This is a genomic window from Methanofollis sp. UBA420 (assembly GCF_002498315.1).
Lineage (GTDB): Archaea > Halobacteriota > Methanomicrobia > Methanomicrobiales > Methanofollaceae > Methanofollis.
Genome location: NZ_DAGX01000002.1, coordinates 47,031 through 61,100, shown reverse-complemented (window position 1 = coordinate 61,100; position 14,070 = coordinate 47,031). Strand labels below are relative to the sequence as shown.

Here is a 14,070-nt window from a genome sequence, read left to right as displayed (position 1 = left end):
TCAGACCTTTGCGTAGGTCATCGGGATGATCTTCATGCCGTAGCCGGGGTGGACTTCGAAGCTGATGATGTTCCCTGTTGTCTTCTGCGCCCCACGCACCTTCACCACTTCGAGCATCATCACGTACTTGTCGCCGACGAGCGCCTTCTTCATGAAGAGGTGGGCGTCGCAGATTGACCTGATGCGCACCAGGGTGTCGGCCTCGAAGGCATAGGTGTGCAGGGTGATCAGGATCGTCTTGCCGTGGTCGACGAGGTTCTTGCAGTTCGTGAAGAAGGTAAGGATCATGTCGGTCGAGGCGTACTCGGTGAAGAGCGTCAGGGAGTCGATGACCGCAACCTGGGATGTGCTCCTCTGGATATGGGTGATGATCGTCTGAAGAACACCCTGCATATCCTCCTTGTTCCACTCGAAACCGACGGTATGGAGGGGGTAGATCCGCATGTAGCCCCAGGCAAAGTAGTCCGAGATGTCGAGGCTCATCGACTCCATCTGGCTGATGAAACTCTTGGTGGTGTTCTCGGTGGTGAAGAGGTCGACATTGAGCCCCTGTTTCATGGCGCCCCAGACAATCTGCTGAGTCAGGACACTCTTGCCTGTATCGTTCTCCCCCTCGATGAGGGTTAAGGACTCGAGAGGGAGTCCGTCTGCGATCTTCTTGTCGAGTTCTTTGTTCCCGGTGGAGAGGATCTTCTTGTCACTGCCGCCAAGGAGGTCGCCAAGGGATTCTTTTGATTCTTCTGCCATGTTCTCACCTGAGATATGCGGAGTCCGAGATGCCGTTCGGCGTCGTTACCTGGGCCCAGTCCGGCTGGTTGCCCTCGTACAGGATGGAGATATTCATCGTCTCGCCCGGGTCGAGTTCATGGGGATGGATGGTGTCGGGCTGGATCGAGACCCATGACCAGGTTCCGGGGCCACCTGAGGGGTTGTAGAGATAGTAGACCGGGGTCGCGTTGTCCACGGCGGTGAAGACTGCCATCCTGTCAAACGTCAGGACAGGTTCGCTGCCCGTGTTTTCCACGAGCACATAGATGGTCCCGGCATCGGCAGAGTGGCCGACGATCGCGACTGACGTATGGAGACGGGACTCCTGTACCTGGACCTGGTCCTTGTGGGCGGTGGCGACCACGTCCGCGGTGACGAGGACGCCGCCGATGATCGCGTACGCGACGACCACAAGAAGGACGATGGAGATTGCCGCCGTGACCAGTGACCCCGCCCCCATGCTTCATGCACCTGCCGTGAACTCTGTGGACCTCACCGTCCCGCCGGGCAGCACGATCTGGAAGTAGACGACATCTCCGGAGGTATCAGGGAGAAGATTGGTGGTGGCGTCGATCCGGACCGTCGCACCGGGTTGCCAGTAGTCGGGGCCGCCGTCGAGGATGGTGAAAGTCCAGTCACCGGGATAGGAGATCCGGTCGAAATCGCCGATCTTCCCGAGAAAAATATCTGCAGAGTCCAGATCATTTGCCGCGATCCTGACTGAGCCGACATTTTTCAGCCAGATCTTTGCGTTCTGGTTTTCGACCGAGGCAAAAGTGTTGATGACCTTGACGTCTGTGCGGACCTGTCGATCCACGGCATGAGATGTCGATCCTGCCGTGTCAGAGATGGTATAAATTATGGGAAAGATTGCATTGACGAGCACTCCGGCTGCTATTACAGCACCGATGAGCAATATAGCAGTCGTAATGGTTTCGCTCGACATCCATCATATCCTTTTCAGATCCTTTCCAGCGATTTCACCCAGTCGTCGCCGGAGTCTTTCCCGGTCTCTTCCGTCTTTGAACCTTCGATTTTTGTGCGGTTGTGGTCCATCAGCACCTCGATCATATCCCTGTCCAGTGCGGTGTCGTTCGGGTCGAGGATACGGTTTAAGACATAGAGCTCTGAGACGAATTCTTCGGCCTTCATCTCGTCGACCTCGCCGAGAGAGGCGGGCATGAGCCGCGCGATCTCTTTGACCTGGGAGACCTCTTCATGGGAGAGATAGCCCATCGAGGCGTAGGAATCGAGCATCATCTCCAGGCGGTCATAGCCATATTTCTTGACGGCCTTGCCGGTCCACTCAAAGAGGCGGTGGACCTTCTGGAGGCGGAGTTTCTCCTGCCGGGGCTGCTGGACTGCGGCCTGGGTGGCGGCGAGGTGTGCATGCAGGTTGGCAAGGAGGTTCTCGTCTGCCTTGAGGGCGGCAAGGTCGTCCCCTGCCTTTGCCTTTGGTTTCTGCGCGGGGGTGTCGGGTACGGCCTCGTCTTCAACCTCGTCCTCGGCGTCTTCTTCGACTTCCTCGGTCTTCGCCGCCGGCATCGATCCCATGCCACCTGCCGCGAAGACGAAGGGGTTCTCCATCTCGTTCATCCGCTCCCTGATATCGATGAGAAGTTTCTTGACCGAGATCTTGACGAGGTCCACCTCACGCTCCAGATTCGCGAGTTTGACCTCGGGGTCGTCAGCCGATGCGGCACCAAGGATCTGGTCAACCTGAGACTGATTTACCGTCATTCCACATCACCATTCCCTTTCTCAGAGTCTGACCTCAAAAAAAAGGGGGTTAGTAGATTCAAATCCTCACTCGAAGAGGAGGGTAACGTTGTCGACCTGGGTCGGCACGTACTTCTTGAGCTGGAGGGTCGCACCGACCGCAGGCTTGAGTTCAATGCCGAACTGGTCGCCGGAGACTGCAGTTGCAGACTTCGGGACCGAGACGTTAATCAGGAACTGTTCGCCCCTCTGCACGAGGGTGTCGTCGTTCCCGTTCAGGATCTTCTCGACAGACCAGTTGCCTGCACCGGGGACGTCAGGGGTAATCTTACCGGTCTTTCTGTCCACAGAGGAACTCCGGTTGACGATGTACTGTCCGCCCTTATCGGTATAGGTTATCAGGACGTCTCCGACATCATAGGCGCTGCCGCCGGCAGTCGTCGAGATGGTGAAGAGGACGTTTGTCAGACTCTTATGGTCGGGGGTGTTGCCAAGGCCGACAACATTGCCGACGATTTCGACACTCGAACTGGCCTGCGCCATACTGCTGTGGACGACTTCCTGGCTCTTCTGGGAGGTGAAGAAACCAGCGCCGAGCATCACATACGAGAAGACCGCTGCGACCACAACAAATGCGATGAGCACGATTGCAGCCTCAAGGCCGGTAAATGCTTCTTCCTGCTTGAAAGATCTCATTTCTGTCTCACCTCAGTACACTTCATAGAATCTGTCATCTACAATGCGCGTGGGGGCGGTCCGTGCGAGGGACAGCGCGGCACCGACCGACGGCTTCACATCAATGGTGAAGACCTGCTTCGGGCTGACGCTAACAGTATTCAGGGGCACATCAACTTTCACCAGTTCGCCGGCCTCAAGGAGGCTGTCGGTGTCGGTATCGTTGTTGTACCAGGTGTATCCTACCTGCGTACTGTTCAGCAACGCGAAGGCGTTGTCCGTGGTCACCGCATATGCAGTCCTGCTGAGGTCGACGGGCGTACCGCCGGAGGTCAGCTGGAGGTAAAAGGTCGCATTGGCCAGCTTGTTACTGGCGCCACCTATCACGACGACGCTGCCCGCCAGGTCGACTGACGAGCTCGTCTGGGAGGTCGCCGTGTGGACGACTTCCTGGCTCTTCTGGGAGGTGAAGAAACCAGCGCCGAGCATCATGTACGAGAACACAGCGGCCACGACGACGAAGGCGATCAGGACGATCGCTGCCTCGAGACCGGTGAATGCCTCATCATTCATTCCGAATTTTCTCATAACTTCACCCTGATTGATCAGTGAACGCTGGACCTTTCCAACATTCCTACACTATTGATTTGTGTATTGGCATATATACATTTCGTTTTCAGCCAGAAACGGATTTGTGGATTTATACCCTAAACACAGCATAATGAACGAGGATATACAAAAAAAGTATTATCGTCACAGGAGTACCATCTTCAGGAAGGTGATAGAATGGAACGGGCAGATCTCCTCAGTCTCGCCGCCGGGCTGGTCATTGTAATCGTCATCGCGCTCTTCATCAAGCCGATGATCGCGGCGGCACCGGTCAACCAGACACTTCTGGGAAGCGATCCCGCGCAGGTGACGTTCGCCCCGACACCCACACCCCTCACGCCGGGGTGGGACGGAAAGGTCCGGGATATCGGGTTTGTCGACCCGGCGACATACCATCTGAATATCACGGACGAGCAGGTCAGGTGGAGAGATACTCCCTCTGGCAATGCCGGGAAAGACATCATGGTCCCCTATGCCACGATCCGCGGCACAGGGAGCGGGACAACCGAGATCATCCATGTCCCGGTGCCGTACTGGGAACTGCGCTATGATGCCGACCCGTACAACACCGAATTCGGGTACCTCAATGTCCAGGTGATGGACGCCGCGGACCCCAACAGGTTCGTCAGGATCGTCACCCTCCAGCGCCCGGACCTGATACTGGGAGAGAATGCAACCAGAGAGTGGAAACATGAGAACTGGAAAGAGATCTTCTATGAGGGGCAGAGAGACTACTGGTTTGTGATCAACACCCAGTGCATCAGGTCGTACACGCTCCAGGTCATGGTGCCGGAGAAGTACGTCCCCGAGAACCTCCAGTAACAGATCCATTCTCAGAATATTTTTTCCCTTTCCTGGCAGGTGCGCTCCCTTTTACGCCCCGGCACTATCGACAAAGAGGAGCGGCATCGATGCAAAAAAGTTTGGCCCCGTAGATTTTCTGGCCGGGAGTGTCGGCGGCGAGTGCGAGCACTAGGAGAGAGGGGGGATGGCAGCCCCCATCATCACGACCTCCCCTGTCCATCTTCTCAGGGCCAATCATAGGCGGGGATTCGAGGGCTTCGGTAAGATGTAGGGAGAAGGCAGGGGGTTCACACCCTTCGCCAGAGAATCCGGGGGAACATCTACCCGAACATGAGATATCCCCATAGCCAGATGAACACGAGTTCTGGGATACCCTCATGAACGATTCTACAAAGATATACTTTTCAAAAGTCAAGCATCTTCGGGAAATGGGTTAAGAAAACAGATCCTATAAGCCTCAGCCGAGATTTGAACTCGGGACCTTGTCCTTACCAAGGACACGCTCTACCAGCTGAGCCACTGAGGCACGGATGCATTACAATATAGAGCATATCCGGTATAAAAAAGTGTTGATAGTTCCAGATATGAGATCAAATAATAAAAAATGTATATTCCGGACATATGCCTCATAAATAGGGACGTATTGCAGAAATACTTGATTTCACCGCGTCAATACCCTCAACCTCGATCACCGGGACAAGACCGTTCTGTCCGACCGCTTCCATCACCGCGGCGAAGTCGATGGTGCCCGCCCCTATCGCGGAGTGGGTGTCCGCCGTCCCGTCATTGTCATGGATGTGGATATGATCGATCGGCACCCGCAGGAATGCGGGGAGACACCCCTTGATATGGGCGTGGCCGACGTCGAGGGCGAAACCCGCGCCGTCAGGGAGGGGGAGTTCATCCGGCGTCTGGAGGAAGAAAAATTCCCAGGCCATGTTCTCCACCGCATACCGCACAGACCGCTCTTCCGCCGCCGCGGAGAGGGCGGCAAGGGAGCGGACAAACTGCCTCTGCGCCCGCTCCCTGTCGGCCTCCCAGGCAAAATAGCCCGGATGGACCACGACGTCGGCGTCCACCTCAGCGGCGACGGCGAAACAGTCATCGATCACCCTGACGCTCGCCTCCCTGATCGGTTCGAGAGTGCTTGCGATATTGACGCTCCGGGACGGCGCGTGGATGGAGTACTTCAGGTCGTAGGAGAGGAGGGGTTCGGCACTCTCGATATAGTGGCAGCCGTCGTCCATCACCTCGACATAGTCGGTCAGTTCGGCGATCTGCTCAAGGGCTGCGGGGAGAGGAAGGGAGTGGAGCGCGTAGGTGGAGACGCCATACATGAGAGAGCATTAGTCCTGAGGTTCATAAAACGCTTCCCGCACCCTGCGGCAACAGGTGGTTTCTTGCCCGTCCGCGCCCATACTCCCCCGGTGATTCTGCAATGCCCTATCGTCATCTCTTCGGCCCGGTCCCGTCACGGCGACTCGGGATATCCCTCGGCATCGACCTGGTGCCCCTGAAGACCTGTTCTTACAACTGCGTCTACTGCGAGTGCGGGCCGACGACGGCGCTCACCACCGAAAGAAAGGAGTACGTCCCGACCGGGGACGTGATCGCAGAACTCAGGTCCTATCTCTCGACCTCGCCCCGTCTCGACTACGTCACCCTTGCCGGGTCGGGGGAACCGACCCTCCACACAGGTATCGGCGAGATCATACAGGTGGTCAAGTCCGAGTTTCCCGCATATCGCGTCGCCGTCCTCACGAACGGCAGTTTCCTCCCCGACCCGGCGGTGCGGCGCGCCCTCCTCGACGCCGACCTCGTCGTCCCGACGCTGAACGCCGTTTCCGACCCGATCTTCAGGAAGATCTGCCGGCCGCACCGGAGTCTTTCACCAGAAACCCTGATCGACGGCCTCATCGCGTTTCGCAAAAGTTTTTCCGGAGAGATCTGGCTCGAAGTCTTCATCGTCCCGGGCGTCAACGACGACGACGCGGAGGTCAGGAAGATCGCCGACGCCGTGCGGGAGATCAGGCCCGATCGCGTCCAGTTGAACACCCTCGACCGCCCCGGCGCCGCCGCATGGGTGCGGCCTGCCGACCACCGGACTCTCGACCATATCGCTTCCCTGATCACGGCGGCGCCGGTCGATATCGTCGGCGGCCTTGTATCACGGCATGAGATCGACAGTTTTCACCCGGAGAGCGCCGACACCATCCTCGCGCTGGTCAGGCGGCGGCCCTGCACCCTCGACGACCTTGCGCGTGCCACCGGCATGCACAGGAACGAGGTCGGGAAGTACCTCCAGTACCTCCTGGAGAACCATCTCATCGAAGCAAAAAGAGCGGAAAGAGGAATTTTTTTTCTTTCCGTCTCATGACTTCCTGATGTGCACGTCCATCTGGGGGAAGGGGATCTCGATCCCTTCCTCCCTGAACCGCTCATCTATCCTCGTGTTGATGAAGTCCTGCACATCCCAGGCCATATTGAAGGCCTTCGCCCAGACGACGAGGGTGAAGTTGAGGCTCGAGTCGGCGAACTCCAGGAAATAGACGCTCGGCGGGGGGTAGTTGAGGACGCACGCCGACCGATCGACCGCCTCGTTGGCGATCTCAAGCAGGATCTCCTTCACTCTTTTGACGTCCGAGCCATAGGCGACCGAGACCGGGATCTTGATCTTCAGCCGCACCTCGGGGAGGGCGTAGTTGATGATCACAGAGTTCGCGATCTTGGAGTTCGGGATGGTGAGGAGCTGGTAGTCGAGGGTCTGGATGCGGGTGCTCCGCGGACCGACGCTGATGACGTCCCCGAGGTAGTCGTCGATCTTGATCCTTGATCCGATCACCCATCTTGAAGGGCTTGTCCATCACGATCAGCGCCCCGCCGAAGAAGTTGGAGAGGAGGTCCTGCGCCGCGAGGGCCACGGCGACACCAGCGATGCCCGCCCCGGCAAGGAGAGGCGTGATGTCGATGTCAAGGGTGCTCAGGATGAGCAGGAAGGCGATAAACCAGATGACGTACTTCACCGCGATCTCAAGGACGTCGATGATCCGGTCGTCGACCTCGCTCTCTGTCCGGGCCGCCATCCACCGGCCGTACAGGTGGATGAAGTTGTACGAGAAACTCGAAGCCACCCATGCCCCGATGATGATGTAGAAGGCATTGAGGTACTTCGAGTCGAGGATGTACTCGTACTTCGGCGGGATGATGCCCGACGAGACAATGGCGAGGTACACCGTGACGACGAGGATGGTAATGATGAGGGGTTTTCCCGTCGCCGCAACGAGGATATCGTCGATCTTTGACTCTGTCTTTTCCGCGCGTTTCAGCAACCAGTGATAGACCCAGTACAGGACCACCGATCCGATGAGCCCCGCAAAGAGGAGAAGAACAGCGTAGAGGGGGTCGCCCATAATGAGTACACTTATGCGGGGGTACACGTATTAACTATGAGGATTCCATGGCAACAGGAGACGAACTGAAGGCTGCGCTCCACGAGATCGTGGACCGTAACTATACGTTTATGCACATCTGCGGCACGCACGAGGCTGCCATCGCCAGATCAGGTTTGCGCAGTGTTCTTCCTGAAAACCTGCACATCGTGATGGGGCCGGGGTGTCCTGTCTGTATCACACCACAGGGAGAAATCGACGCCGCCCTTGAGTTTGTCGAGAAAGGGTGTATCGTCGCCACCTACGGCGACCTCCTCCGGGTCCCGGGCACGAAGGGCTCTCTTGAGTCCTGCGGTGGGGACGTGCGCGTGGTGCAGGGCATCCACAAGGCCGTCGAGATCGCGGAGAAGACCGATAAGGAGGTCGTCTTCATATCGGTCGGCTTCGAGACGACGGTCCCGACGGTCGCCGCGACCATCCTCTCCCACCCGCCCGAGAACTTTTCCATCCTCTCCTGTCACCGCCTTGTCCCGCCGGCAATGCAGTGGCTCCTCGAACAGGGCGAGGCCTCCCTTGACGGCTTCCTGCTCCCCGGCCATGTCTGCGTGGTGGCGGGATACGAAGAATACGAGCAGTTCCCGGTACCGCAGGTGGTCGCCGGTTTCGAGCCCGAGGACATCCTCCTCGGCCTCCTGATGCTCGTGAAACAGGTGAAGGAAGGAAGGCACGAGGTCGAGAACGCCTACCCGCGCGCGGTCTGCCGGGAGGGGAACACGAAGGCGAAGGCGCTCATCTCCGAGGTCTTCGACACGGTCGATGTCGAGTGGCGGGGTTTCCCGGTGATCCCGAAGTCAGGGCTCTGCCTGAAAGACAAATTTTCCCAATACGATGCCAGAAAAAAATTCGATATCGAGATCAAGCACGTCGAGAAGGTCTCGGGCTGCATCTGCGACCGGGTCCTGCGGGGGATCGCACAGCCGACCGACTGCAAGCTTTTCGGGAAGGTCTGCACCCCGAGGACGCCGGTCGGTCCCTGCATGGTCAGCCACGAGGGCGCCTGCAAGATCTGGAACCTCTATCATGTCCGTCATCTCTGATGGCGGCGCAATCTTTTTTATACCCGTCTGACCAACATATACAGGCCTGTCCCGGTAGGGTAGTGGACATCCTGAAAGCCTCCGGAGCTTTCGACCCGGGTTCGAATCCCGGCCGGGGCGTAGTTCCCTTTTTCTCATATCACATCCCTGACTGTCAGGTTTCTTCTTTTCTGGAACTTTCTCTATCCCTCTGTCCAGGGAGAGATCACAACCACACATTCATATGCACATATATTCATATGATCATGTATGCATGATGATATCTGTACGGTCAGGTGCATCCACCAGGATGCCGTCGAGGAGGCCAGAGAGCAGCTCATCGACGACCAGACCAGCCAGGCCGTCGCCGGCATCTTCAAGATCTTCGGAGACCCGACCCGGGTCAGGATCCTCTCCGCCCTGAACGGCAGGGAACTCTGCGTCTGCGACCTCTCGGTTCTGCTCGGAATGAGCCAGTCGGCGATCTCCCACCAGCTCCGTCTGCTGCGAGGGGCAAACCTGGTGACTTTCAGGAAGGAGGGAAAGGTGGCGTATTATGCCCTCGCCGACGACCACGTGACCGACCTGCTCAGGGCGGGGGCCGCACATGCACGGGAGTGAAGGCGGCGGCTGCAGCTGTGCGGCCTGCGGCCCACACCACGAAGAGGAAGAGGGCCACGGGCGACACGAGGTTGCGCTCATCGCCGGAGCGGCCGTCCTCCTGGCCGCAGGTCTGGTCGTCGACAGTGCGACACCATACGGGGAGGGGGCTCTCCTGCTCTTCGTCCTCTCGGCGCTCGTCGTGGGGTATGACCTCCTGAAAAGCGCTCTCCGCTCGCTCCTCAGGCTCAGGTTCACGATGGAGGTTCTCATCGGCATCGCGGCCGCAGGGGCCTTCCTGATCGGCCACCCGGCTGAAGGTGCGACCGTCCTCGTCCTCTTTGCTGCCGCAGAACTCCTCGAAGCCCGTGCAACGGAGAGGGCGCGCCGGTCGGTCGCGGACCTCTTCTCCCTTGCGCCGGTGAACGCGCTGGTGCACCGGGACGGGAGATGGACGACGGTGGAGGTCCATGAGGTCGGGGTCGGCGAGCACGTGCTGGTCAGGCAGGGCGACCAGATCCCCCTCGACGGCGTCGTGGTGTCCGGGGCCTCGGCCGTGGACCAGGCGGCCCTGACAGGCGAGAGTGTCCCCGCCGCAAAAGAGATCGGCGACGAAGTCTTCGCCGGGACACAGAACCTGGAGGGTTCTCTTGAGGTGGAGGTGACGAGGCCGGACACAGAGAGCACCCTCGCACGCGTCGCCGCCTATGTAGAGGAGGCGCAGCAGCGGCGGTCGAGGACGGAGAGGTTCATCGAGACGTTCGCACGGGTCTACACCCCGGTGGTCATCGCCGGAGCCCTCGCGGTCACCGCTCTCCTGCCCCTCGTCTTCGGAGTCCCCTTTGCCGACTCGGTCTACCGCGCCCTCTCCCTGCTTGTCATCGCCTGCCCCTGCGCCCTCGCCCTCTCGACACCTGTCTCGATGGTCTCAGGGATCACGGCCGCAGCCAGGCAGGGGATCCTGATCAAGGGGAGCGACTACCTGGAGACCGTGGGCCGGGCGCGGGTCGTCGTCTTCGACAAGACCGGAACCCTGACCACCGGGCGCCTGCAGGTGACAGAGGTGAAGGGGTCCGGCAACGCAGGCGAGAGGGAAATCCTCCAGATCGCCGCCAGCCTGGAGACCGGGTCAGGCCACCCCATCGCCGCCGCGGTGATGGCGAAGGCGCGGGAGGCCGGGGTCGAGGCCGGGCCTGTCGAGGGTTTTTCTGCGGTCCCGGGCTCGGGCGTGCGCGGCACCCTCGGCGGCCGGGCCTGTGCCCTCGGGAACGGCCGCCTCTTCCCCGACGTGGAGAGCGCGTGGGAGGAGGAGAAAGGACGGCTTGAGGCCGCGGGCCAGACCGTCGTACTCGTCAGCGACGGCGGCAGGGTGATCGGCCTGATCGGGCTGATGGACACCATCAGGGAGGACGCCGCCGCCACGGTCGCTGGTCTCCGGGCCCGCGGCATCAGGACGGTGATGCTCACCGGGGACAACGAGAGGGTCGCGGCGGCGGTCGCGGGCCGCCTCGGTATCGACGAGTACAGGGCCGGACTCCTGCCTGCTGAGAAGGTGCAGGCCGTCGAAGACCTGACCGGCCGCTTCGGTGAGGTGGTCATGGTCGGCGACGGCGTCAACGACGCTCCCGCCCTGGCCCGCGCCGGCGTCGGCATCGCCATGGGGGCGATCGGATCGGACATCGCCATCGAGACCGCGGACGTCGTCCTGATGCACGACCGCGTCGCCGGCATCGAGACCCTCATCAACCTGAGCAGGAAGACCATGAGGGTGGTCCGCCAGAACGTGGCCGTCTCCATCGCCGTGAAGACCGGGATCGCCGTCCTCGCCGTCCCCGGCCTCGTCACCCTCTGGATGGCGGTGGCGATCGGGGACATGGGCCTCTCCTTCGCGGTCATCGCCAATGCCCTCAGGATCCCCTGGGGGAGGAAGAGGTTCCACCCGACACCCGCAGAGACCGCCGAAAATCAGACAAAACCGTTAGCCGTTCACCATGACAATACGCTTTGAACGTCCCGACCCTGCCGCGATCAGGGAGAGGGGCTACACCCCCGCGGATCTCCATGTCCACTCCTCGTACTCGGACGCGCCGACGCCGGTGCGGGCCCTCCTCGCACGGGCGGAAAGCCTCGGCATCGGCCTCGCCATCACCGACCACAACGAGGTCCGCGGCGTGGCGGAGGCGGTGGAGCGGAGGCCAGAGGCCCTCGTCGTACCCGGCATGGAAGTCAGCACCGCGGACGGGCCGCACATCCTCCTCTACTTCCCGACGCTCTCCGGCCTGCAGGATTTCTATGCCCGCGAGATCAGGGAGAGGAAGGGGAAGAGTCCGTACCTCGCGGTCCGCCTGACCGCGGAGGAATTGGTGGAGAGAGGGAAGGGCTATGACTGCCTCATCACGGCGGCACATCCCTTCGGCTATTTCTTCCTCGACAAGGGCCTCCTGAAGTGCACGGCAAAGCACGCCATCGACCCTGCGGTGGCAGGGAGGGTCGACGCCTTCGAGGTGATCTGCGGGGGCATGGGGAGGGGCCTCAACACGCGGGCGGCCGACGAGGCGGTCCGCACAGGCCAGGGCATGACCGGCGGTACCGACTCCCACCTCCTCGGCCACCTCGGCGGGGTGGTCACCTGCTGCCAGGCCGACACGGCCGAAGAGTTCATCGAGGAGATCAGGCGGAACAGGAGTCATGTCGTCGGCGAGGAGACGAGCGCGTTCGGGAAGGTCCTCACCGGCGGGGCGATCCTCGGAGGGTTCCTGCCGTACACGGTCCCCTCCCTGCAGGTCCACTACGAGCAGAACATGCCGAGGTTGAAGCGCTATTTTACGCGCCGGCGTGAATAGGAAATCACAGGAGAGGCGAGAAGAGGCGGGATACCGACTCCTTCACCTTGATGACCCGCCCGCGGGCTGCATAGACGGCAGGGGTGAGTTCGCTGCAGTCCCGGATGTCCGCAAGAAAGATCTCGTGGAGGCGCCCGGCCACCGCGGGGTCGTAGACAAAGGCGTTCGTCTCGAAGTTCAGCCGGAAACTCCGTTCGTCCCAGTTCGCGCTACCCACCGAGGCCGTGATGCCGTCGACAACGATCGTCTTCGCGTGGATGAAGCCGCGATCATAGGTGTACGCCCGCACTCCGGCCTCCAGCAGTTCCCCGATAAACGAATAACTCGCCCAGTAGACGAAGGGATGATCGGGTTTGCAGGGGATCATGACCCGCACGTCCACGCCGGAGAGGGCGGCGATCCGCAGGGCATCGGCGACGCTCCCGTCGGGCACGAAGTACGGGGTCTGGAGATAGACCGACCTCTGTGCCGAGTTGATCAGTTTGAGATAGGCCTCCTTCACCTGGTTCCACCGTGCGTCCGGGCCGCTGGAGACGATCTGGATGCTGGTCTCCCCGACAGGGACCATCTCCGGGAAATAGCGGGGTGAATAGGAGAGTTCTGGGCCGGAAGCAAAGTTCCAGTCAAGGAAGAACCTCCCCTGGAGGCCTGCGACGGCATAGCCCTCGATCTTCAGGGCGGTGTCGCGCCAGTAACCGAAACGTGAGTCCTTCCCCAGGTACTCGTCCCCGATATTGAAGCCGCCGACAAAGCCCACCCTGCCGTCGATGACCGCGATCTTCCTGTGGTTGCGGTAGTTCATCCGGGGGTTCAGGTACGGGACGACCGAGGGGAAGAAACGGGCGAGACGGCCGCCGGCACCGACAAAGGCGTCGAAGAAGTCGCGGGGCAGCCGCGCGCACCCCAGACCGTCGACGAGGAGGCGGACCTCGACGCCCTGCCGCGCCTTCTCCGTGAGGGCGCCGACGACCCGGCGCCCGAGGGCGTCGTCCCTGATGATGTAGTACTCGAGATGGACGAAGTCCCGCGCCCCGGCGATGACGTCGAGGAGGGCGGCAAATTTCTCCTCCCCGTCCGTGTAGACGGTCACCCTGTTGTTGGCCGTGAGAAAGGCCCAGTTGTTCCTCATCAGCATCAGGACCATGCCCAGGTAGGCCCCCAGACGGGGATCCCTGAAGGCGATCTCCCCTTCGGCAAGGCTCTTCATCTGCGCGGCGATCAGGCCCTGGACACGGGCGTCGTCCTCGGCCTTCACCTTGAAGAGGTGTTCCCGGTGATAGTTGTGACCGAGGAAGAGGTAGAGGACAAAGCCAAGAAGAGGGAGGAAAAAGAGGATGCTAAGCCATGCAAGCGTGGTCGAGGGGTTTTTGCGCTCGAAAAAAACGATTGTCACCGCAAAGAGCACATTCAGAAAGAGGACAGGGACAAAGAAGAGATCATAAAAGATGTCTATCATTCTCCTCACCTCGCGCGATACCGGCCTCTTATGCTCATGATTTCATCGGCCACCCGTGCCATTTGCTTCAAGCACCTCCCCCTATATTTGCTGGCCGGAGTATCAAGGGAGAGATATACGCATCATAATAT

The 14,070-nt window shown here is 60.3% G+C and carries 15 protein-coding genes, 2 tRNA genes and 2 pseudogenes; 7 read left to right on the top strand and 12 right to left on the bottom strand.

The window, feature by feature from the left end:
* The 6 genes from BP869_RS00320 to BP869_RS00295 all read right to left on the bottom strand — a co-directional run bounded on the left by BP869_RS00320 (nt 1) and on the right by BP869_RS00295 (nt 3,750).
* Nucleotides 1–747, bottom strand: a complete 747-nt coding sequence (locus BP869_RS00320) for an ATPase domain-containing protein (RefSeq protein WP_342675837.1) — start codon at nt 745–747, stop codon at nt 1–3.
* Nucleotides 748–751: 4 nt separating this feature from the next.
* Nucleotides 752–1,228, bottom strand: coding sequence for a hypothetical protein (locus BP869_RS00315; protein WP_342675835.1), 477 nt, complete (start codon nt 1,226–1,228; stop codon nt 752–754).
* A 3-nt stretch (nt 1,229–1,231) separates the two neighbouring features.
* Nucleotides 1,232–1,714 carry a flagellin gene (locus tag BP869_RS00310; RefSeq protein ID WP_342675833.1) on the bottom strand — a complete coding sequence of 161 codons (483 nt, stop codon included), beginning with the start codon at nt 1,712–1,714 and terminating at the stop codon, nt 1,232–1,234.
* A 14-nt stretch (nt 1,715–1,728) separates the two neighbouring features.
* The gene (locus tag BP869_RS00305; protein ID WP_342675831.1) at nt 1,729–2,508 is read right to left on the bottom strand and encodes a hypothetical protein; all 780 of its coding nucleotides are present in this window, start codon (nt 2,506–2,508) and stop codon (nt 1,729–1,731) included.
* A gap of 66 nt (nt 2,509–2,574) precedes the next feature.
* Nucleotides 2,575–3,183 (bottom strand): archaellin/type IV pilin N-terminal domain-containing protein, encoded by a 609-nt coding sequence (locus BP869_RS00300; protein WP_342675829.1) that lies wholly within the window; start codon nt 3,181–3,183, stop codon nt 2,575–2,577.
* 12 nt (nt 3,184–3,195) lie between these two features.
* A complete protein-coding gene (locus BP869_RS00295; protein ID WP_342675827.1) occupies nt 3,196–3,750 on the bottom strand; it encodes an archaellin/type IV pilin N-terminal domain-containing protein in 555 nt (184 codons plus the stop codon).
* A 198-nt stretch (nt 3,751–3,948) separates the two neighbouring features.
* Here BP869_RS00295 and BP869_RS00290 point away from each other — a divergent pair, with 198 nt between their 5' ends.
* A complete protein-coding gene (locus BP869_RS00290) occupies nt 3,949–4,593 on the top strand; it encodes a hypothetical protein (RefSeq protein WP_342675825.1) in 645 nt (214 codons plus the stop codon).
* A gap of 435 nt (nt 4,594–5,028) precedes the next feature.
* Here the strand turns inward: BP869_RS00290 and BP869_RS00285 are convergent.
* Both BP869_RS00285 and BP869_RS00280 read right to left on the bottom strand, forming a co-directional pair.
* A tRNA-Thr gene (locus BP869_RS00285) sits at nt 5,029–5,101 on the bottom strand.
* A 100-nt stretch (nt 5,102–5,201) separates the two neighbouring features.
* Nucleotides 5,202–5,912 carry a sugar phosphate isomerase/epimerase family protein gene (locus BP869_RS00280; protein ID WP_342675823.1) on the bottom strand — a complete coding sequence of 237 codons (711 nt, stop codon included), beginning with the start codon at nt 5,910–5,912 and terminating at the stop codon, nt 5,202–5,204.
* A 101-nt stretch (nt 5,913–6,013) separates the two neighbouring features.
* On the opposite strand from BP869_RS00280, the gene BP869_RS00275 reads away from it, so the two are divergent.
* Nucleotides 6,014–6,952: a radical SAM protein gene (locus BP869_RS00275; protein ID WP_342675821.1), complete on the top strand. Its 939-nt coding sequence runs from the start codon at nt 6,014–6,016 to the stop codon at nt 6,950–6,952.
* On the opposite strand, the gene BP869_RS00270 is transcribed toward BP869_RS00275, so the two are convergent.
* The 3 genes and pseudogenes from BP869_RS00270 to BP869_RS00260 form a co-directional block, all read right to left on the bottom strand.
* Nucleotides 6,947–7,204: a hypothetical protein gene (locus BP869_RS00270; protein WP_342677361.1), complete on the bottom strand. Its 258-nt coding sequence runs from the start codon at nt 7,202–7,204 to the stop codon at nt 6,947–6,949. The two genes, BP869_RS00275 and BP869_RS00270, sit on opposite strands and share 6 nt — an antisense overlap.
* 129 nt (nt 7,205–7,333) lie before the next feature.
* Nucleotides 7,334–7,417: pseudogene (locus tag BP869_RS00265) on the bottom strand (hypothetical protein); the annotation flags it as partial.
* 28 nt (nt 7,418–7,445) lie between these two features.
* A pseudogene (locus BP869_RS00260) lies at nt 7,446–7,658 on the bottom strand (mechanosensitive ion channel family protein); the annotation flags it as partial.
* Nucleotides 7,659–8,032: 374 nt separating this feature from the next.
* On the opposite strand from BP869_RS00260, the gene hypD reads away from it, so the two are divergent.
* From hypD to BP869_RS00235, 5 genes are all read left to right on the top strand, one after another.
* Entirely contained in the window at nt 8,033–9,061 is a 1,029-nt protein-coding gene (hypD, locus tag BP869_RS00255) for a hydrogenase formation protein HypD (RefSeq protein ID WP_300167153.1), read from the top strand.
* A 48-nt stretch (nt 9,062–9,109) separates the two neighbouring features.
* Nucleotides 9,110–9,181 (top strand) — tRNA-Arg (locus BP869_RS00250).
* A 129-nt stretch (nt 9,182–9,310) separates the two neighbouring features.
* Nucleotides 9,311–9,661 carry a metalloregulator ArsR/SmtB family transcription factor gene (locus tag BP869_RS00245; protein ID WP_342675818.1) on the top strand — a complete coding sequence of 117 codons (351 nt, stop codon included), beginning with the start codon at nt 9,311–9,313 and terminating at the stop codon, nt 9,659–9,661.
* Nucleotides 9,648–11,648 carry a cation-translocating P-type ATPase gene (locus tag BP869_RS00240; protein WP_342675817.1) on the top strand — a complete coding sequence of 667 codons (2,001 nt, stop codon included), beginning with the start codon at nt 9,648–9,650 and terminating at the stop codon, nt 11,646–11,648. The genes BP869_RS00245 and BP869_RS00240 overlap by 14 nt, the downstream gene beginning before the upstream one ends.
* The gene (locus tag BP869_RS00235; protein WP_342675816.1) at nt 11,632–12,483 is read left to right on the top strand and encodes a PHP domain-containing protein; all 852 of its coding nucleotides are present in this window, start codon (nt 11,632–11,634) and stop codon (nt 12,481–12,483) included. Before BP869_RS00240 ends, BP869_RS00235 begins: the two co-directional genes overlap by 17 nt.
* Nucleotides 12,484–12,487: 4 nt before the next feature.
* Here the strand turns inward: BP869_RS00235 and cls are convergent, their stop codons facing one another.
* Nucleotides 12,488–13,939: a cardiolipin synthase gene (cls, locus tag BP869_RS00230; RefSeq protein ID WP_342675814.1), complete on the bottom strand. Its 1,452-nt coding sequence runs from the start codon at nt 13,937–13,939 to the stop codon at nt 12,488–12,490.
* Nucleotides 13,940–14,070: the final 131 nt, after the last annotated feature.